The organism is Sorangium sp. So ce394 (assembly GCF_051474665.1).
GTDB lineage: Bacteria > Myxococcota_A > Polyangia > Polyangiales > Polyangiaceae > Sorangium > Sorangium cellulosum_D.
The window spans coordinates 5,674,657-5,694,786 of record NZ_CP150339.1 but is presented as its reverse complement, the minus strand read 5'-3'; the positions used below and the strand labels follow the sequence as shown (position 1 = coordinate 5,694,786).

The following is a 20,130-nucleotide window of genomic DNA, read 5'->3' as shown; positions in this document are numbered from 1 at the left end:
GGAATCCTACGCGAGATCGCGCGGCGCCTGCCGCCACGATCGCGTGGAGATCGCTTAATTCAGCCCTGCTGCATCCGACGGAATCCTGCCTCGTTTGGCAAGAGAGAGAACTAATGCGCTGCGTCGTCCCGCGCGGGCCGGTCAGGGCGAGGCGGGTTGGTCGGGTGCGGGCGCGGCGGCGCCGCACCCCTCGGGCTCCATCGCGGCGATCCACGCGCGGACGAGCTCGACGCCGTCCGCGTCCGGCAGACGATTCGAGAGCTCCGGCATCTTGATCTCGGGATCGGTCGAGCGCATGCGGAAGATCATGATGCTCTCCTCCGGGGCGCCGGGGACGATATCGTAGGTGTTCCCGCCGGTGCCCGCGCCGGCCGCCGCCGCGACCTTGCACACGCCGTTCTTGGACGGGTCGGTCTCCCAGGCGAGCAGGACCAGCCCGCTCACGCCGCCGCCGCCGCCCGGGCGGTGGCAATGGGCGCAGTTGCCGTGCAGGTACGCCCGGGCGCGTGCGTCGAGCGGCGCGTCGCCGAACGGATCCGGGAAGCTGGGCAGCCGCTCGGGCGCGCCGAGGGGCGCGCGGAAGATCCCCTGCGCCTCGAGCCACGCGAGCTGGTTCCGGGGCGCCCCGTCGACGACGATCTCGCGGTTCAGCTGCGGGGTGATCAGCCCGAGCACGGCGGTGCGGTCGTCGCGCTCGTGACAGCTGTTGCACTGGTTGGTGTTGGGGACGAGGTACTGCGCGCGCGCCGGGCTCCCCGAAGCGTCGATCACGTCGAGCGCGATCCGAGCGCCCGCCACGCTGCGCGTCGCCTCGGTCTGCTCCTCGTTCCAGACGTACGTGTGCGGCTTCCACCCCTCTTCCCCGAGGATGAGCAGGCGTGTCTCGAGGATGCGGGCGGCGCTCGAAGGATCGCGCCGATCGAGCCCCAGAAAGAACGTCTTGATGACGATGGTGCCGAGCGGGAACTCCCAGTCTTCCACCTCGCTCGCCGCGATCTGCTCCCCCGCCGGGAGCACCAGGAATCGCCCCTTGCCGGCGTGGTCGGCCCAGAGCGGCGCGGCCACCTCGTAGGGGATCACGCCCTCGGCCGGCCGCAGCGCCGACAGCGCGCCCTCGAAGAAGCCGTATTCCGACAGCGTGTCGTACGGCACGCTCTTCTGCGGCGGCTCGGGCGGATCCGGCGGATCGGGTCGCTCGGGCTCCTCGGGCGGCGGGGCGCCCCCCGGCCGGGTGTCCCCCTCGCCGGCGCAGCCGAAGGCCGCGAGCGAGAGGCACGCGACGAGGCTAAGGCTGCGCGGGAGGGAGCGGGTCATAGGCGCACTCGACCGCAGAGACGTCCTGGCTCTCCGCCGGCAGCTCGCCGCAGAGGTTGAAGTTCACGTACGTGGCCTCGGGCTCCGAGACGCAGTTGACGAGGTGACCGTCGTCCTCGGCGCTCGGGTCGGTGCAGCCGTCCCAGGCCACGTCGGGCATCGGCCGTATCTCCGTGAACAGCGAGAAGAACGGGAGCGGCTCCGTCCCGTTGCCCTCGTAGACGTTGTCGTGGACGGAGTTGCCCTGCGGGAAGAGGTCGAAATCGTCGTCCATCACCGGGCCGAGGAGATCTTCGCTATAGCTCAGGATCGCCACCGCGACGGACTGGTTGCCCCGGATCTCGTTCTCGTGAACCTCGTTGTCGTCGGACGCGAGGATCATGACGCCGAGCCCCGGCGGCAGGGCCGCGACGACGGTGCCCGCGGCGGCGAAGTTCGGGCCGTTGTTGTTCTCGATCCGGTTCTTGTACACGTTGACGCGCTTGCCGTCCTGGACCGGCAGATCCGGCAGGTTGAAGAGGAGCAGGCCGCCCGTGTTGTCGTGCGTGTAGTTGTCGCGCACGACCGCATCCGTCGAGTTCTCGATCTCGATGCCGGCGACATTGCCGTAGGCCTCGTTCGAGGCGACGAGGATGTGCTGCGACTGACCGACGTAGATCCCGGCGTCGCGCGCCCCCTTGACCACGCACCGCTCGATCACGACGTCGGTCGAGCCGACCGGGTAGAGGCCGTAAGCGCCGCTGTCCTCCGACGCGTCCGCCTCCCACATCACGGCGACGTCGCGGAAGGCGATCCCCTGCACGCTGTCGGCGCGGATGCCGTCGCCCGGCGTGTTGCGCACCTGGAGATCCCGCACGGTGACGCCGTCGCCGCGGATGAGGAGCCCGTTGGCGCCGGTGTCCTGGTCCGAGAAGTCCAGGATCGTCTCGTCCTTGCCCGCGCCGATCAGCGTCACGCCGTCGACGTCGAGCGACAGCTCGGTGGTGAACGAGAACGTCCCCGCCTCGAAGCAGACCGTCGCCCCGGGCGCGGCGTCGATCAGCGCCGTCTGCACCGCCGTCGTGTCGTCGTCGCCCGGCGCGAGCCGGATCGCGCACGCGTCCTCGCCCCCCGCTCCGCCGCCGCCCCCCGCCCCGCCGGTGCCGCCGCCCGCCCCGCCGGTGCCGCCCCCCGCCCCGCCAGTGCCGCTGGCCGGGGTGACCCCTTCCTCGCTGCTGCAGGCGACCGCCGCGAGCGCCAGGCTCATGCAGGCTCCCAAGAAGACATTTCGCTGGAATTTCACACCGAGCAGGCTACCGGAGCGCGCTCGGGTTGTCCAACCTCGCTCCGCGGTCGAATCGCGCACAAGTTAGCGCAATGACACAACAAATCGGCGAGCTCTCCGGCGGTGAGCCCCGTCTCTGCGCCTCGCGCCTCGCCGCTTCCCGCCGCGTCACGCCGCCTCGGCGGGGTAGTGCTCGAATCTGCCCGGAGAGAGCTCCCCTGAAGGCGGGAAGGCAGGAAGATCATTGATCTTTTCTTCCCACCTTCCCGCCTTCATGTTCGATTTTTTGAGCACTGCCCCCGGCGGACGGGCTCAGACCAGGCGGTGCCCCCCGTCGACGTGCAGCGTCTCGCCGGTCGTGAACCCGTTGCCCATCAGGAAGAGCGCGGCGTGCGCGATGTCCGCGGGCGCGCCGACGCGCCGGGCCGGCAGACGGCGCGCGTGCTGCTCGAACCGCTGCTCCTTCTCGCCGCCGGCGATGGAGTCCCAGATCGGCGTGTCCACCCAGCCCGGCGACAGCGCGTTCACGCGCACCGGCGCGAGCTCGATGGCCAGGGCGCGCACGAGCGCCTCGAGCGCGCCGTTCGCCGCCGCGATGACCGCGCCGCCCGGCCCCGGCCGCGCCGCCGCGATGCCGGTGGTGAAGACGAGCGAGCCGCCCGGCTCGATCCGCGCGTGCTTGGCGATGTGGAGCGCCGCCACGAGCTTCGAGTCGATCGTGCGGCGCGCGGCGGCGACGTCGAGCTCGCGGATCGGCTGGTAATGGCCCTGCACCGCCGTGACCACCACGTGGTGCGCCGGCGGATGCTCGCTGAACAGGCCCTGCACCTCGGCCTCCTGGGTCGCGTCGGCCGCGACGGTGCGCACGCGGCGCCCCTCCCCGAGCTCGGCCGCGGCGGCGGCGAGCCTCTGCGGCGAGCGGCTCACGAGGGTCAGCGTCGCGCCCCGCGCGAGGCAGGCCCTGGCCACGCCGAGGCCGATGCCCGACGAGCCCCCGATGATGACGACATGCTGGTGTTCAAGGTTCATGAAGGAGGGGTAACGCGCGCGCCCCGCGAGCACCATGGGACGATATGGCATGCTTCGTCCCATGAACGGGATGATCTCCCTCGAGGACGTGCGGCTCTTCGCGGCCGTCGCGCACCACCTGAGCTTCGTCGAGGCGGCGCGGCGCACGGGGGTGCCCACCAGCACCGTGAGCCGCCGGGTGGCGCTGCTGGAGGAGGCGCTGGGGGTGCGGCTGCTCCAGCGCACCTCCCGCCGCGTCGGCCTCACCGGCGAGGGCGCGCGGCTGCTCGAGCGCGCCGGGCCCCTGCTCGACGAGCTCGGGTCGGTGCTCGACCGGGTCGCCGATCGCGAGGACGAGCCCGCGGGCAGGCTCCGGGTGACGGCGCCGGTGATGACGGGCGCGCAGCGCATCGCGCCGGCGCTGTCCGCCTTCGCCGCCCGGCACCCTCGCCTGACCGTGGAGCTCACGCTCACCAACGCGGTGGTCCCGCTGGTCGAAGAGGGCATCGATCTGGCGTTTCGCGCGGGGCCCGTTCAGGACGCCGAGCTCGTGGCGCGGCGCCTGTGGTCGCTCCCGTACGCGCTGGCCGCGTCGCCGCGCTTCGTGCAAGAGGCCCTGCGCGGCCGCACGCGGCTCGCGCGCGCGTCGCTCGGCGACTTGCCCGCCGTCCTGAGCCGCGCGGACGCCGCGTGGCGCCTCCGCCGGCGGGACGGCTCCGTCGAGGAGGTCCGGCCGCGCGCGCGCTTCTGCGTCAACGATCCGCGCGCGGCGATCGCCGCGGCGGCGCAGGGGCTGGGCGCGGTCTGCGCGCCCCGCGAGGTGATCGCGCAGCACGGCGAGGCGCTCGTCGAGCTCACCGTGGCGGGCCGCACCGTCGAGCCGCGCGAGCTCTTCGCGGTGTACCCGTCGCGGCGGCTCCTCCCCGCGCGGGTGCGCCTGGCGCTCGACTGGGTGATCCGGCACGGCTGAGCGCCCCGCGCCGGCGCCGCCGGCGCTCAGGACGCCCGGAGCTCGATCCGCCGCCAGTCGGCCGCCACCTCGAGCTCGACGCCGCCGTCCAGCGCGCGGTGCGACCTCGCCCCGACCACGGCGCGCGGCGGCGGCACGCCGTAGATCCGGATCGTCTCCACCTCGCGCGCCGCCGGCGCCGGCAGCTCTCCCTCGACGCTGCGCTCGAGCGTGAACGCCGCGCCGTCGAAGCCGCCCGAGAGCCGCGTCGTGCGCGACGCGCCGTGCCCGTCGCCCTCGTCCTCGTAGAGGCGGCCGCTCACCCGCTCCGCGGCGTGCACGTGCCAGGTGATCTCCTCCCAGCGCGCGCTCGTCGTGTGCATCCGCGGCGCGGTGAGCGCGACCGCGCCCCCGGCGCGCAGCCATACGGGGACCACCCCGAGCGGCGCATCGGCGATGACGTGGCGCCCCCCCTCGTCCACCCTCCCCGCGCGCTCCAGGTTGGCGAAATCCATCCACGCGCCGGCGGGCAGGTACGACAGCCGCTTCGACTGCCCCGGCCGCACCACCGGCGCGACGAGCAGGTCGTCGCCGAAGAGGAACTGATCGTAGGCGTGGAGCGCCTCGGGATCCTCGGGCGCCAGGAGGGACAGCGGCCGCATGACCGGCAGGCCCGTCTCCGCCGCCTCGCGCATCAGCGTGTACAGGGTCGGCAGGAGCCGGTAGCGCCGCTCGAGCACGGCGCGCGCGAGGCCGAGGTACGGCTCGCCGAAGCGCCACGGCTCCTGCGCAGGCCGGCCCCGCGCCGCGTGGTTGCGCATCAACGGGTAGAACAGCCCGGCCTGCATCCAGCGCACGAGCAGCTCGCCGTTGGCGCGGCCGACGAAGCCCGGGATGTCCGCGCCGACGAACGGCACGCCCGAGAGGCCGAGGCCGAGGAGCATCGGGATGGACGCTTCCAGGTGCGTGAAATTGCTGGCGAAGTCGCCGGTCCACACCGCGGCGTAGCGCTGGATGCCGGCGAAGGCCGCGCGCGTGAGCACGAAGGGGCGCCGCTCCGGCGCGTGGCGGGCGAGCCCCTCGTGGGCGGCGCGCGACATGCCGAGGCCGTAGACGTTGTGGACCTCGAGGTGCCGGCGGGCGCCGTGGCGCGCGTCGTAGGGGAGCGTGCTGCCCTCGATCGTGCCGAGGCCCGAGGTGCGCCCGCCGTTCGGCGCGGGCAGGCCCCGGTCGGGCCGGACGGAGAAGCACGCCGGCTCGTTCATGTCGTTCCAGATGCCGGCGACGCCCGCGTCGATGAAGGCCTTTTGCAGATCGCCCCACCAGCGCTGCACGTCCTCGCGCGTCAGATCCGGGAAGACCGCTGGATCGGGCCAGACCTCGCCCACGAGCGTGTCGCCGCGCGACAGCCGGACGAGGAAGTCGCGCGCGCGCGCCTCTTCGTACACGGCGTAGCCCACATCCGCCTTGATCCCGGGGTCGACGATGGTCACCAGCCTGACCCCCTCGGCCGCGAGATCGCGCGCGAGCCGCGCCGGGTCCGGGAAGCGCGAGCGGTCCCAGGTCCACACCCGGTAAGCATCCATGTAATCGATATCGAGGTGGACCACGTCGAGGGGGAGGCCGCGCGAGCGGTAGCCGCGGACGACGCCGCGCACGTCGTCCTCGTTCTCGTAGCCCCAGCGCGACTGGTGCGCGCCGAGGCTCCAGAGGGGCGGCATCGCGGGGAGCCCGGTGAGCGCGGCGTAGCGCCGGAGGACGTCGGCCGGGCGCGGGCCGGCGAGGAGATAGACGTCGAGCTCGGGCCCCCGCGACTCCCATTCGATGCGATCCGGGTGGCTCAGGGCGATATCGACCTCCGAGCGCCACGGCTCGTCGAGGAAGAAGCCCCAGGCGGCGCCGCCGCGGAGGGCCAGGAAGAAGGGAATCGAGGCGTAGAGCGGGTCGGACTCGACGTGCGGCGGGAAAGCGTCGGTGTTCCAGAAGGTGAAGCGCAGGCCGCGCTTGTCGAGGGGCCCGACCTTCTCGCCGAAGCCGAGGTAGGCCTCGCCGGGCGGCGCCGCGAGCGAGAGCCGCGAGCGGAATTCGTCGACGGGGAAGGCCGGCCGGACCTCGCCGGACACGCCCTCGCTGCGCGCGAGGGCGCGGCCCTCTCCGTCGCCGAAGGTCCATGTGCCCGAGGCGAGCGAGACCTCGAGAGAGGCGCCCTCGGCGCTCACGTGGAGCGCGTCCCCCTCGCGGCGCGCGGAGAGCGGCAGCGCGCCCTCGGCCACCACGGCGAAGGAGCGCTTGGGCGGCAGATCGGGGTGCGTGAAGCCCGTCACGGCGGACGAGGGGGCGTGGCGCACGCGCAGCACGCCGGGGCCTGGACAGCGGATCTCGACGGCGGCGCGCGCGCCGGAGAGGAGCACGTGAGTCGCGCCGATCGCGGCGTCGGTGAGGAGCATGCGGCGACTCTAGCCGGGGCCCGCCGCGCTCGCCACGATCGCCGCGCGGCGCGGAAATGCGGGCCTGCTGTTGCAAGCGCCGGCGAGGTTCTCCTACGCTCGCGCCGTGGTCGGGGAGACGCTCGGCGGGAAATACAGGATCATTCGCCTGCTCGGCCAAGGCGGGATGGGCGCCGTCTACGAAGCGCAGCTCGCCGCGTCGGAGCGGCGGGTCGCCGTCAAGGTCATGCACGGCGCTGCCCTTCAGGGGGGTGGCCTCGCCCTGAAGCGCTTCCAGCGCGAGGCGCGCACCGTGGCGATGCTCGACGACCCGCACATCGTCAGCGTGATCGACGCCGGGGCGGACCCGGCGACCGGCGCTCCCTTCATGGTCATGGAGCGCCTCGAGGGCGAGGATCTGCACCAGCGGCTCCGCCGCGCCGGCGCCCTCGCGCCGGAAGCCGCGCTCCGGATCGCGGCGCAGGCGTGCCGCGGCCTGTCGCGGGCGCACGAGATGCGCATCGTCCACCGGGACATCAAGCCCGCCAACCTGTTCCTCGCGCGCGTCGATCAAGGAGAGATCGCCGTCAAGCTGCTCGATTTCGGCATCGCCAAGATCAAGGAGCAGGCGGCGCAGGGCCTCACGACGACGACCGGCCTCACGCAGAGCGGGGCGATCCTCGGCTCTCCCCACTTCATGTCCCCGGAGCAGGCGCGCGGGCTCCGGGACATCGATCATCGAACCGACATCTGGTCGCTGGGCGTCGTGCTCTATCACGCCCTGACGGGCCATGTGCCCCACGAGCATATCCACGCCCTCGGCGACCTCATCCTGGCGATCTGCACCGAAGGGCCGCCGCCGATCCGGGCGCGGGCCCCGTGGGTCCCGGCCGAGGTGGCGGCGCTCGTGCAGCGCGCGCTGGAGCGCGATCCGGACCGGCGCTTCCCGAGCGCCGCGGCGATGCTGGACGCGATGGGGCCGCTCTTGCCGGCGGGCGGCTGGGCGCTCGACGAGCAGCTGCTGGCGCGTCCGGCGCCGCGCGAGGTGGCCGCGGCCCCGGCGCCGGAGGCCGGGCGGGACGCGCCGACGGTCGTCGGGACGGTCGAGGGCGTGGAGCGGTGGGTGGTGCAGGTCGGCGGCGCTTCGCCGGTGAGCGGCACCGACACGACGGTTCCGGCGCCGGGGCCCGCGGGGGGCGTGGAGCCGACGGCGCCCAGCGAGGCCGCGGGCGCGCCGGCGGCGCGGCGGAGGGCGCGCGCCTCGCTGGGCGCGGGGGAGCAGGTCGCCCGGCGGCTCCGCCACGGCCCGTTCAGGGCCCGGGCGAGCCACGCCGCCGCGCTCGCGCTGGCGGCCACGGTGGCGCTCGGCGTGGCGTGCTTCTTCCTGCTGTCCGGGACGACGCGCACGCTCACGCCGACGTCGGCAACGCGTGCCGAGAAGATGCGAGAGCGCGTGAGCTTGGCGGCTGGGATCTCCGTGCCGGCTGTGCCGTCTTCCGTGGTTGACCCCTCAGGGACTTCACCGGCGTCCCCTTCGGGTCGCGTTCCTGGAATCATGGGTCCACGAATCATGGGTCCACCACCGGCAGCTTCGCCTGCCGGAACCAGGGTGCGCGGTCCGCGTAAGCTACCGGTGACGGCCCCTTCGGCTCGACCTGTTGCCAAGACCAACGAAGACGACTCTGCCCTGGAGGGCCCCATCGATCCGAGGTTGGGATACTAGGAGACGCCCTCCAGCGATCGCGCGGTGGCGCCTCTCACGGCGTGCCGACCGCGCGACCCGGGTGTCCGGTCGGCGAGGGCGCGCTCGACGGCCGGGCAAGCCCGGAGCCGGTGGCCGCGTGCATCGCGTCGACCGGTCACGGCGGCGGCGCGCCCGGCGCCGCCCCCAGCCGCCCCGGCGGCGGCAGCTCCAGCACGGGCGGGGGCTCGCCGGCCGGCCGGTGCTGCCAGTCGGGGTCGATCCAGAGCCATTTGACGAGCTGCGTGTTCCGCGCGTTGGGGATGTACCCCCTCACCCACGGCTTCACCAGCGTCGTCTTCTCCTCGAAATAGAGCGGGATCCGGCACATGCCGTCGAGCGCCCGCCGCTCGGCCGCGCGGAAGCGACGGATGCTCTCCCGCGGATCGGCGATCGCCGCGGCCCGGCGGAGCTCCTCGTCGAACTCCGCATCTGCCCAGCCGCTCCGGTTGTTGGGGCTGTACGAAAGGAAGTTGCCGAGCCACGTCTGCGGATGGTTGTAGTCGGCGTACCAGGCCAGCCGGATCACCTGGAAGTTGCCGTCGCGGAGGTTCTTGAGCATCACCCGCCACTCCTCGTTCCGCAGCGTCGCGGAGATCCCGAGGTGGCGCTTCCACATGTCCTGGATGGCCACGGCGACCTGCCCGTGCCCCTCCCCCGTGTTGTAGAGGACCTCGAGCGGCGGAAACCCCTTCGCGCGGAGCTCGTCCCCCTCGCGGACGACCTCGTACCCGGCCTCGGCGAGCAGCGCGCGAGCGCGCGCGGGGTCGTGGCCGACCTCGGGGCTCGCGAACGGATCGGCGCCGCGCGCCCGGTCCTCCGCCACCTGCTCGGCGTAGCCGGATCCGGTGATGTCGGGCACGTAATGCGTCGCCGGCTTCCCCACCCGCGTGATCTTCTCGACGAGCTCGCGCTTGTCGACGGCGAGGTTCAGCGCCCACCGCACGCGCGCGTCGTCGAGCGGCGGCTTCGCCGTGTTGACCTCGTAGTACACGGTGGAGAGGTACTCGATCCGCCGGAGGTCCTTCTTCCCGGACAGCCAGCCGAGGTGATCGTACGGGAGCTCGGAGTTGTCGCCGAGGTAATCGAGATCCCCCGCCTTGTAGAGCTGCAAAGTGGCGTTGTACTGGGCGATCTCCATCCAGACGATCCGGTGGATCCGGAGGGCGTCATGGGCCCAGTACGCCGGATTCCGCTTCATCGTGATCTCGTACCGGAACTTCCACTCGTCGAGCTGGTAGGGCCCGTTGACGACGATGTTCTCGGCGCGAAACCAGAGCTCCGGCTCGCCGCGCGCCTCGAACGGCTCGATGACGTCGCGGCGCACCGGGAACAGCGTGACGAAGCTCGTGAGATCGGTGAAGTAGGGCGTGGGCTGCTCGAGCTCAACCTCGAGGGTGAGGTCGTCCCGGGCCCGCACGCCCACGGCGGCGTCGTCCTCGACGAGCTCCGAGGCGGCGACGAACCCGGTCACCCCGCCGCCGGAGGGCGGCGACGACCGCGGCGCGGCGGGGTCGTACGTGGGGAGGCTCGCGTGGGGCGCGACGAGCGCGTACGCGGCATCGTCGGCGGGCCCGAGCAGGCAGCCCGGGAGGAAGCCGCGGCCCTGGGGGCCCTCGATCTCGAACCAGCGGTCGGCCGCGCCGTTGCAGGCGACCGGCGGGCCGGCCGCGAGGAGGGCGACCTCGGCGCCGCGCCACGCGCCGTCGGCGGCCGCGTCGACGGGCGCGGGCGCCGGGGCCGAGCCGACCGCGCCGAACGAGAGCCGCTCGCCGGCGCCGGTCTTCTCGTCGGGCTCGGCGTACGTCACCGAGGCGACCCCGGGAGGCGGCGCCGCGAGGGGCGGCACCGCCGACGTCACCCGGGCGGGCGACTGGCCGAGCACGACGACGAACGCGCCCCGCGGCAGGGCGAGCGCGGGCGGCGCGTCGGGCCGCGGCGCCGCGCGCAGCGTCGCGGCCTCGCGCAGCGCCTTGAGCTTGCCCAGGTTGAAGAGCTCGCCGTTCTTGAGGACGTGCAGGTTCGTCGCGGCGAGCGAGGCGGTGGAGGGGCGCAGCACGCGCTTCCACGCGTACTCGAAGTCGCGCGCCGTCACCGGCTTGCCGTCCGACCAGCGCGCCTCGGGCCGCAGGTGGAACCGGAAGATCCGGTTGTCGTCGCTCTGCTCCCAGCGCGTCGCCACCCCCTGGACCGGGCGGAGGTCGCCGGGGCCGTAGGCGGTCAGCCCCTCGAACATCTGCTGGAGCAGCGAGATGCTCACCGAGTCGACGGCCTTGCCGGGATCGAGGTATTCCGGCTCCTCGCCGTTGTTGACGTAGAAGGTCGCTGCGTCCTTGCCGGTGCGCGCCGTCGTCCCGACGTAGCCCTCGCCCTCGCTCGTGCAGGCCGCGAGCGTCGCGAGCAGCGCGCCGAGGACTGTGCCACTGTGGTTCAAATTCCACCCATCACGGATCCAGCGACGCGCTCGAGAGATGCGGTGTCAGTCGGCGAACCCCTTCGGGTTCTGCTCTTGCCAGCGCCAGCTGTCGCGGCACATGGTCTCGAGGTCGCGCTCCGCGCGCCAGCCGAGGAGCTCCGTCGCGCGCGCCGGGTCCGCGTACACGGAGGCGACGTCCCCGGGGCGCCGCGCGACGATCTCGTAGGGGACCCGCTTGCCGCTGACCTTCTCGAACGCGGCCACCACCTCGAGCACGGAGTTCCCGCGCCCGGTGCCGAGGTTGACGGTGAAGCTGTCGCCGACGGTGAAGATGCGGTTCAGCGCGGCGAGGTGCCCGAGCGCGAGATCGACCACGTGGATGTAGTCGCGCACGCCGGTGCCGTCCGGCGTCGGCCAGTCGCCCCCGAACACCCGGAGCTTGTCGCGCCGCCCCACGAGCACCTGCGTGATGAACGGCGTCAGGTTGTTCGGAGTGCCGTTCGGGTCCTCGCCGATGAGCCCGCTCTCGTGCGCGCCGACCGGGTTGAAGTAGCGCAGCGACGCGAGCGACCAGCCCCCGGTGGCCGCGACGTCGCGCAGGATGTACTCCACCATGAGCTTGGATTGCCCGTAGGGGTTGGCCGGCCCGAGCCGGCACCCCTCGTCGAGCGGCACGCGCTCCGGATCCCCGTAGACGGTGGCCGACGAGCTGAACACGAGCTTCCGCGCGCCCCGGGCGTCGAGCGCCTTGAGCAGGGACACCGTCCCGGCGACGTTGTTCTCGTAATAGGCGAGCGGCTTCTCGACCGACTCGCCGACCGCCTTGAGCCCCGCGAAGTGGATCGTCGCGTCGATCGGGTGCTCGGCGAGCAGCCGATCGAGCAGCGCCGCGTCGCGGATGTCGCCCCGGACGAACGTCACCTGCTTGCCGGCGATCCGCTCCACGCGGTCGACGGCCGCCTTGCGGCTGTTGCAGAGGTTGTCGAGGATGACCACTCGGTAGCCCGCGCGGAGGAGCTCCACGCAGGTGTGCGAGCCGATGTAGCCCGCGCCTCCGGTGACCAGGATCGTCTTGCTCATGTCGTTCTCCCGAGAGGGTCCATGCTGCTCTCCGGTGGATGAGGCCATGGCCCAGGCCAGCGCGTCAACGGGGACGTCTCCTCACCCCGCGGCCGCTCGGCCCGCGAAATCGTTGCGCCGCATCATCGCGCCGCGCGGCCCGCGGGCGCTGCCGCGGCTGCCTGTCGCGCTCAGGGCGCGGTCGGCCCGCCCAGGGCCGGGCCGAGCCGGCCCGGCGCGGGGAGCTCGAGCTGAGGAAACGCGATCTCGTTCGACGGGTCGTCGCGCCAGCGCGGGTCGATCCAAAACCACTTCACGAGCTGCAAGCTCCGCGCGTTGCCCTTGAACCCCTTGACCCAGGGCTTCACCAGCGCCGACTTCGTGTAGAAGTAGAGCGGCATCTTGGGCATGCGGTCGACGGCCCGCTTCTCCGCCTTGCGGAACGCCCGGATGCCCTCCGCGGGATCGGACGTCGCCGCGGCGGCGCGCATCAGCTCGTCGAACTCCTTGTCGGCCCAGCCCGTCCGGTTCTGCGGGCTGTACGAGAGCAGCGTGCCGAGCCAGGTCGCCGGGTGGTTGTACTCGCCGATCCAGCCGAACCGCACGACCTGGAAATGGCCGTCGCGCACGTTCTTGAGCATCACCTTCCACTCCTCGTTCCGCAGCGTGGCGGAGACGCCGAGGTGGCGCTTCCACATGTCCTGGACCGCGACGGCGATCTGCTTGTGCCCCTCGCTCGTGTTGTAGAGGATCTCCAGGGCCGGGAAGTTCTTCGCCCGGTATCCGTCGCCCTCGCGGACGACCTCGTAGCCCGCCTCGGCGAGCATCGCGCGCGCGCGCTCCGGGTTGAACATGACGTCCGGCGACGAGAACGGATCGACCCCGAGCCGCCTGTCCTCGGCGACCGCCTCGGCGTAGCCCGAGCCCGTGTAGTCCGGGACGTAGTGCGTGGCCGGCGTCTGCCCGCCGCGCGTGATCTTCTCGACGATCTGCTGCTTGTCGACGGCGAGGTTGAGCGCCCGGCGGACGCGGACGTCGTCGACCGGCGGCTTCCTCGTGTTGAACTCGAACCAGTACGTGGAGAGGTAGGGATAGCGCTGGAAATCCTTCTTGGTCGACAGCCAGTCCAGGTGCTCGGAAGGAAGCGAGGAGTTGTCGCCCGAGTAATCGAGATCGCCCGCCTTGTAGATGTTCATCGCGGCGTTGTACTGCTCGATCTCCAGCCAGACGATGCGGTGGATCTTCAGCTTGTCGCGGTTCCAGTACATCGGGTTCCGCTTCATCGTGATCTCGTAACGGAACTTCCACTCATCGAGCGTGTAGGGGCCGTTGACCACGATGTTCTCGGGGCGGAACCAGAGCTCGGGCTCGCCGCGCTGCGCGAACGCCTCGATGACGTCCTTGCGCACGGGGAAGAGGGTCACGTAGCTCGTGAGATCGGTGAAGTACGGCGTGGGCAGCTCCAGCTGCACGTCGAGGGTGAGGTCGTCGCGGGCGCGGACGCCGACGGCGCTGTCGTCCTCGACGAGGAGCGCGTCGGGCACGAACCCGACCGGGGGCTCGCCCTGCGCGGGCGCCGGGGCCGCCGCGGGCTCGTACGTGGGCAGGTCCGCGTGCGGCGTGACGACCGCGTACGTCTCGCGGGGCGCCGCGCCCGCGCCGGCCTTGCCCGCGGCGGGGGGGACGAGCAGGCAGCCCGGGAGGAAGCCGCGCGCGCCGTCCCGCGCGACCTCGAACCAGCGGTCGGCGGCGCCGTTGCACTGGCACGGCGGGCCCGCGCCGACGATGTCGACCACGGCGCCCTGCCAGCCGCCGCCGGCCGCCGGGCCGAGGGGCGCCGCGCCGCCCTCCCCGAACGAGAGCCGGTCTCCGGCGCCGCCTTTGCCGTCGCCCTTCGCGAACGTCACCGCGGCGGCGCCCTCGGGCAGCGCCGCGAGCGGCGCGATCGCGGTGTCGACCTGGATCGGCGAGCGCGCCAGCACCACGACGAACGACCCCTTGGGCAGCTCGAGCGCGGCCGGGGCGTCCGGCCGGGGCGCCGCGCGCAGCGTCGCGGCCTCGCGCAGCGCCTTGAGCTTGCCGGCGCTGAAGAGCTCGCCGTTCTTCAGGACGTAGAGGTTTGTCGCGGCGAGCGAGGCGGTGGAGGGGCGCAGCACGCGCTTCCACGCGTACTCGAAGTCGTGCGCCGTCACCGGCTTGCCGTCCGACCAGCGCGCCTCGGGCCGCAGGTGGAACCGGAAGATCCGGTTATCGTCGCTCTGTTCCCAGCGCGTCGCCACCCCCTGGACCGGGCGAAGGTCGCCGGCGCCGTACGTGGTCAGCCCCTCGAACACCTGCTGGATCAGGGTGGCGCTCGCCGAGTCGTTCGACTTTCCCGGATCGACGTACTCCGGCTCTCCGCCGTTGTTGATGTAGATGGTCGTCTCGTCCTTGCCGACGCGCGAGGTCGACCCGGCGTATCCGCCTTCGCCCTCGCTGCACGCCGCGAGCGCGAGGCCCGCGAGCCCGAGCGCCGCGAAGGCCCCCCGCGCCGCTCGACCGGCGCTCCCGCCGCCCCCCTCGCCGCCGGCACCTCGTCGCTCCGGAGCCCGTCGCATGCTGCGGAAGTAGCACGGGGCGGTAGGGGCAGGAAGACCGTGGCTGCGCGGCTCGGACGTGGCGCAGGCGACGCGCGTCCTCGTCGTGGGCGGCCGCGCGGGCGGACCTCCACGGTCGCACGGAACATCGAAGGCGTGCGCTCACCGGCGCCAGAGCGCCTGCAGATCGAACGACAGCTGGCGATGGTGCTTGATGGAGAGCAGATGAACGCGCTCGCCGCTGAGCGTATAGAGCAGCAGATAGTCGCCGACGATATACTCCCTCAGCGACGAATCGGGGCCTAGACGGCGCCGGAGCGCCTGAATCCGCGCGTCGGCCTCAATGGATTGCGGCGCCCGCGCGAGGAAATCGAACCCGATCTGAGGAGAGACCTCCAGGCTCGGGATCACGTCGTCGAAGAGGAGATCCAGCAGGTCGCCGAACGCCGAGGAGAGCTCCGCCTCCTCGAGAAAGCGCCGGATGTCGTCCAGGTTGCGCTCGAAGTTCTCGGTGACCCGAACCGCGGCGCGACGGCTCATCGGCCGTGCTTTTCGCGGAGCTCCTCGACGCTCAGCGTCCGCCCTGCCTCGAGATCGTCGAGACCGCGCTCCGCCTCATCCAGGAGGGTGAGGTGGACATGCTCCCGTTCCAGGCGATGGTAGTGATCGAGCCTGCGCGCATCGACGAGGGCGATGTAGCTCTCCCCGTCGCGCGTCAGGATTTTCTCGTGACCCGCGCGAACCTGGTCTGCAAGCTCCGTGAGCCGAGCCTCCGCCTGGCTCAGCGGCACGATGTCCTCGGGAGAAATCGCCATGCGGTGCTCCTGTCGCGTCGAGGTGCCCCGATCTTCTAACGGATCCCCGGGTCGTCGCAACCCGGCGGAGAGCCGGCCCCATCCGATCCGCGATCCCATCGCAGCCCTCCCGCGGTCTTCGTGGTAGGTCGCGCGCTCGTCATGCTGCACGCTCGCGTGATCGTCTCGTCGGCCGCTCTCTCGGTCTGCTCGGCGCTCGCCCTCGGGCTCCTCGCCGCCGGCTGCGGCGGCGCGAGCCCCGCGGGCGGCGCGCCCCCGCCGGCGGCGCGCTGCGATCCCGCGCACCTCGACGCGTGCGAGCGCGCCCTCGCCGCGGCCCTCGCCGAAGGCCGCGCGCCGCGCGAGCTCGCCCTGGGGTACGTCGAGGCGCGCGCCGCCCGGGACGAAGGCGATCCGTGGGCGCGCCTGCTCCGCGACCTCGACCGGCGCGGCGGATCGAGGCCTGGCGTCGCGATCGTCGTCGAGGCGGGCGCCGAGGGCGCCGGCAAGGCGCCGCGCGGGGGCGCGGCGGACGCGGCCTGGATCCGCGCCGCGCCGCTGCCGGACCCCGGCGCGCTCGGCGCCGACGCGCTGCTCCTCGCGCTCGGCGAGGCCCTCGGGTACGAGCACCTCATCCACGCGCGCGCTCGCGGCGGCGCGGTCCAGATCTTTCCGCGCGACCCGCTCGGGCCGTTCATGGCCGGCCTCGCGCCGATCGCGCGCGGCGAGGCGGCGCTCGCGCGCGCCGCGGACGACATCGCGCTCGCGGCGCTCGTGCGCCGCGCCTTCGGCGCCGCCGGCGCCTTCCGCTACGTCGAGGCCGCCCGCGCGGCCGACGCCCTCGCCGCCGCGCTGAAGGGGCGCGACCCGAACGACGAGCCCGCGCTGCGCGGCCGGTACGCGCTGCAGCTGCTCGGCGCGGCCGGCGTCGCGCTCGAGGACGACGGCGACGCGACCGGCGCCGCCGGCGCGCCCGCGGGGGGTCCTCCGCCCGCCCCGGGCGACACGCCCTACGGCGATCTGCTCCGCGTGCGCACGGCCCGCGACGGCCGCGCGGCGTGGCGCGCCCGCGGCGCGGCGGTGCTGCGGGCCGTGCCCGCGGACCGGCGCGCCGCGCTCGACGACCTGCTCGGCAAGGCCCCGGGCTGCGGCCGGGACCTCGCCCCGCCCATGGACGGGCCCCGCGACCTCGTGTTCGCCGCCGCGCTCGCCGGCGCCCTCGCCCCGGGCGACGCCGCGCCCGCGGCCGGGAGCTCCGGGGCGGCGGCGCCGGGCAGGCGGCTGCCGCTCGACGCGTGGCTGCCGCGCTACGAGGCGCTCGTCCGCGCCGTCGACCAGACGAGCACCGCGTGGGCCCACGCGCCGAGCCTGCTCTACGAGCGCGGCCCCGCGCCCGCCGCAGGCCAGGCGGGCAGCGCCGTGCGCCGCCGCGTCACCGAGCTCGGCCTCGCGCACCTCGCCGCGCTGCGCGCGCTCGCCGAGGCCGAGCCGCGCCGCTACCGCGCGCTCGCGCAGATCCCCCTCGCCTACAGCCCCGGGGTGCTCGCCGACGAGCGCCTCCGCGACGCCATCGTCGACCTCACGCAGGTCGCCGTCCAGCGCCGCATGGCCGACGCGCGCGACCCCGAGGCGGTCCTCGGCGCGGCGCTCGCCGGCGTCTTCGCCGGCATGTCGTACCCGCCCGAGGTGCAGCCCGCGCACTTCCTGGCCCTCCAGGGCGCGCTCACCGCGAAGCTGCGCGGCGACCTCACCGCGCAGGCCGGCTGGGGCGTCGCCGGCCTGTACGCGGCCGACGCGGCGTACCGGCTCCTCTCGGATCAGGCGCCCGACCTCGCGTTCTCGTCGGCGCAGATCGAGCGCGCGCTCGCGCCCGCGCCGGCGCTCCCCTACCCCGGCCTCGCGGCGCTCGCCGCGAGCCTCTCGCGCTACGCCGCGCTCGGCGCCGCCGGCGCGCTGGATCCGCGGGCGACCGACGCGGCCCGGCTCCCCCCGGAGCGCCGAGCGGCGCGCGACGCGCTCCGCCGCGCGGTCGCGGGGCTCGCGGCGCCCGGAGCTCCGGGCGGCGACGCGGCGGGCGACGCGGACGCGCCCCCGCCCGGCCTCGTGGAGGACATCACCGCGCTCGCCGACGGCGTCCTCGCCGTGGTGCTCACCGAGCGCTCGCGCAAGCCCCCGCCCGCGAAGGACGCGTGCGCCGCCGCCGGGCGCGGGCCGACCCCCGAGGCGCGCCGCGCGCTCGCGCGGCTCGGCGACGTCCGCGGCCGGATCCTGCTCGCGCCGCGGTACCGGCAGGGCGACGGCGCGTGGGCGCGGCAGGCGCGGCTCCTCGTGACGCTCCTCTCCGACGCGATCGACCTGCTCGCCGCGCCAGGCGCGGGCCGAGCCCCGCGCGCCGGCGCGCAGGAGCCGCGCGTGCGCTTCACCGTCCCCGACGCCGACGCCGAGGCCGCCGTCGCCGCGGGCCTCGACGGGCTCGGCGACCCTGGCCTCGCGGACGCGCTCACCGGCGGCTACGCGCTCGCCCGCGCGCTCTTCTCGTCCGCCACCGCGGACCGCTTCGCGCAGCAGAGCGGCGCGCCGCTCGGCCGGGTGCTCCGCGGGCTCTCCGCGGCGCTCGGCGGCGGCGCGTCGCCGCGCGGCGCCGGGCAGGGCCCGGCCGGCGTCGCCCTCCTCGACGCGCTCGCGTCGCTGCCCGCCTCCCGGGCGGACGGCGACGTCCGGGGCCTCTTCGTCGGCTACGCCAGCGCGCTCTCGGCGCTCGGGCTGCGCGACCAGGCCGACCTCGCGCTGCTCACCTCGCTCCTCGGCGCGGCCGTGCTGGGCGGGCCGCCGTCGCCGGAGGCCGTCGCGCTCGCGAGCGAGCGCGGCAGCCGGGTCGCGTGGGCGCTCTCGTACCTGAGCGAGATCGCGAAGGCCCGGCGCGGCGTCGCCCCGGACCCGTCGGCCTACGCGGACGCGATGCGCGCGGCGTCGGACGACGCCTGCCAGACAGCCGACGCGGGCGACGTGCTCGCGGTCATGGGCGCCGTGCGCGACTTCGCCGGCGGCCGGCGCGCCGAGGCGCGCGACGCGCTCGACCGCGTCCTCGCGTCCGCCGACGCGCGCGGCCTGCGCGTCCCGCGCATGACCTACCGCTACGAGGAGAAGACCGCGACCCGCGTGTTCTCGCTCAGCTTCGACGTCTCGTACGGCGCCGGGCTCCTCGAGGGGTCGACCGGCTTCCAGCTCGGCCTCGGCCTCCGCACCCGCGGCGAGCCCGAGGGCGCGCTCACGGCGGCGCTCGCGCCCGAGGGCTCGCCCCAGAGCGACGAGGACGCCGCGCGCGCCTACGTCGCCGCGGCGGCGCTCGCGGCCGCCTACCACTTCCTCGACGGCGACGCCGAGCGCGGCGCGGCCGCGGCGCGCCGGGCCATCGCCGCGCTCTCGTTCGGCCTGCGGCTCGGGCCGCGGGCGCTGCGCCCCGAGCAGCCGCTCGCCTGGGGCCACGACGCGCGCGCGCTGCTCGCGATCGACGCCCAGCTCGCCGCCGAGGCCGGCCACCCCTTCCTGGCCGGCGATCTCTGGACGCTCGTGCGCGGCCTCCTGCCGCCCGACGCGGACGACGCCGCGGTCCGGGCGCTGCTCGATCCGCTCCCCGCCGGGCTCGCCGCGGCGCCGGGCGTCGGCCCGCTCGTCGCGAGGACCGCGCGCTCGCTCGCCGCGGTCGCCGGCCCGCTCGCGTGCACCGAGGCGAAGGTCGAGCTCGGCGGCTACGAAGAGCCCGCGTGCGGCACCTATCCGCTCGCGCTCTCGCTGCGCATCGCGGACGTGCTCGGCAGGCTGCCGCACCTCCGGCGCGCGGGCAGCGCCGCGGCGTGCCCCGTCCTGCGCAGCCTCGACGGCTTCCTCACGGCCGCGGAGCGGGGCACGTACGACCCCGACGCGTTCACGGCCGCGGTGGAGGCGCTGCGCCGGAGCGGCCGGCTCTACGACGCCGGCGTCCTGCTCACGCGGCAGCGGCGCGAGGGGCACTGCGGCCCGCTCGTGCTCGCCGCCGCGCGCGCGCTCGGCCGCGAGCCCGCCCTCGGCCCGGCGCTGCGCGCCGACCTGCTCAGCGTCGCGGTGCGCTGCGCGGCCGCGGCGCTCGACGCGAGCGTCGTCGACGACGTGCTCGCGCTCGACGGCGAGACGCGCGCCCTCCCGGACCTCGGCCGCAACCTGAAGGTCGTGCTCTTCGCGACGGAGCTCGCCGTGCGCGCGGAGCGCTGGGACGTCCTCGCGCGGCTCGCGAAGCAGCCCGAGTTCGTCGATCGGTGGACGGGGGAGAGCGACGACGCGGCGGCGACCGCGCACCTCATCGAGGCCGCCGCGGCCGCGCTCGCGGGCGAGCCGCCGCCGCGCAGCGCGCGGGCCGACGGCGCGCACGCGCGGCTCTGCGGCGAGCCTCCCGCCGATCGCGCCGCGCTGTGCGCCGACGTCGAGCGCCTGCGCGCGGGCGCGCTGCCCGACGCGCAGCGGAGGCAGCGCGCGAAGGAGGCGCTCCTGCGCCTGCTCGCCGCCGCGCGCGGGCAGGCCGACGACCGGTAGCCGCCTGCCCGCCCGCC

Annotated in this window: 12 protein-coding genes; 3 read left to right on the top strand and 9 right to left on the bottom strand. The window is 74.5% G+C overall.

The genetic code is table 11. The features are described 5' to 3' along the window. Positions 1-141 precede the first annotated feature (141 nt). The 3 genes from WMF33_RS20855 to WMF33_RS20845 form a co-directional block, all read right to left on the bottom strand. Positions 142-1,314, bottom strand: coding sequence for an SO2930 family diheme c-type cytochrome (locus tag WMF33_RS20855; protein WP_437338786.1), 1,173 nt, complete (start codon positions 1,312-1,314; stop codon positions 142-144). Beyond that, positions 1,286-2,560, bottom strand: a complete 1,275-nt coding sequence (locus WMF33_RS20850) for a parallel beta-helix domain-containing protein (RefSeq protein ID WP_437338785.1) — start codon at positions 2,558-2,560, stop codon at positions 1,286-1,288. The genes WMF33_RS20855 and WMF33_RS20850 overlap by 29 nt, the downstream gene beginning before the upstream one ends. 330 nt (positions 2,561-2,890) lie before the next feature. After that, entirely contained in the window at positions 2,891-3,607 is a 717-nt protein-coding gene (locus WMF33_RS20845) for an SDR family oxidoreductase (RefSeq protein WP_437338784.1), read from the bottom strand. 49 nt (positions 3,608-3,656) lie between these two features. Between WMF33_RS20845 and WMF33_RS20840 the strand changes: the two genes are divergently transcribed. Continuing rightward, positions 3,657-4,556, top strand: coding sequence for a LysR family transcriptional regulator (locus WMF33_RS20840; RefSeq protein ID WP_437338783.1), 900 nt, complete (start codon positions 3,657-3,659; stop codon positions 4,554-4,556). A 26-nt stretch (positions 4,557-4,582) separates the two neighbouring features. On the opposite strand, the gene WMF33_RS20835 is transcribed toward WMF33_RS20840, so the two are convergent. Beyond that, positions 4,583-6,982, bottom strand: a complete 2,400-nt coding sequence (locus WMF33_RS20835; RefSeq protein WP_437338782.1) for a glycoside hydrolase family 31 protein — start codon at positions 6,980-6,982, stop codon at positions 4,583-4,585. 106 nt (positions 6,983-7,088) lie between these two features. Between WMF33_RS20835 and WMF33_RS20830 the strand changes: the two genes are divergently transcribed. Then, a complete protein-coding gene (locus tag WMF33_RS20830) occupies positions 7,089-8,684 on the top strand; it encodes a protein kinase domain-containing protein (RefSeq protein ID WP_437338781.1) in 1,596 nt (531 codons plus the stop codon). A gap of 136 nt (positions 8,685-8,820) precedes the next feature. On the opposite strand, the gene WMF33_RS20825 is transcribed toward WMF33_RS20830, so the two are convergent. The 5 genes from WMF33_RS20825 to WMF33_RS20805 form a co-directional block, all read right to left on the bottom strand. Next, positions 8,821-11,136 carry a peptide ABC transporter substrate-binding protein gene (locus WMF33_RS20825; RefSeq protein WP_437338780.1) on the bottom strand — a complete coding sequence of 772 codons (2,316 nt, stop codon included), beginning with the start codon at positions 11,134-11,136 and terminating at the stop codon, positions 8,821-8,823. 45 nt (positions 11,137-11,181) lie between these two features. Further along, a complete protein-coding gene (galE, locus tag WMF33_RS20820) occupies positions 11,182-12,198 on the bottom strand; it encodes a UDP-glucose 4-epimerase GalE (protein ID WP_437338779.1) in 1,017 nt (338 codons plus the stop codon). Between the two features lie 170 nt (positions 12,199-12,368). Next, positions 12,369-14,774 carry a peptide ABC transporter substrate-binding protein gene (locus tag WMF33_RS20815; RefSeq protein ID WP_437338778.1) on the bottom strand — a complete coding sequence of 802 codons (2,406 nt, stop codon included), beginning with the start codon at positions 14,772-14,774 and terminating at the stop codon, positions 12,369-12,371. A gap of 141 nt (positions 14,775-14,915) precedes the next feature. Further along, a complete protein-coding gene (locus WMF33_RS20810; RefSeq protein WP_437338777.1) occupies positions 14,916-15,293 on the bottom strand; it encodes a type II toxin-antitoxin system RelE/ParE family toxin in 378 nt (125 codons plus the stop codon). Beyond that, positions 15,290-15,568 carry a type II toxin-antitoxin system Phd/YefM family antitoxin gene (locus tag WMF33_RS20805; RefSeq protein WP_061629788.1) on the bottom strand — a complete coding sequence of 93 codons (279 nt, stop codon included), beginning with the start codon at positions 15,566-15,568 and terminating at the stop codon, positions 15,290-15,292. Before WMF33_RS20805 ends, WMF33_RS20810 begins: the two co-directional genes overlap by 4 nt. Positions 15,569-15,709: 141 nt before the next feature. On the opposite strand from WMF33_RS20805, the gene WMF33_RS20800 reads away from it, so the two are divergent. Further along, complete coding sequence (locus tag WMF33_RS20800; RefSeq protein WP_437338776.1) at positions 15,710-20,113, top strand: hypothetical protein; 4,404 nt, start codon at positions 15,710-15,712, stop codon at positions 20,111-20,113. The last annotated feature ends 17 nt before the right edge of the window (positions 20,114-20,130 follow it).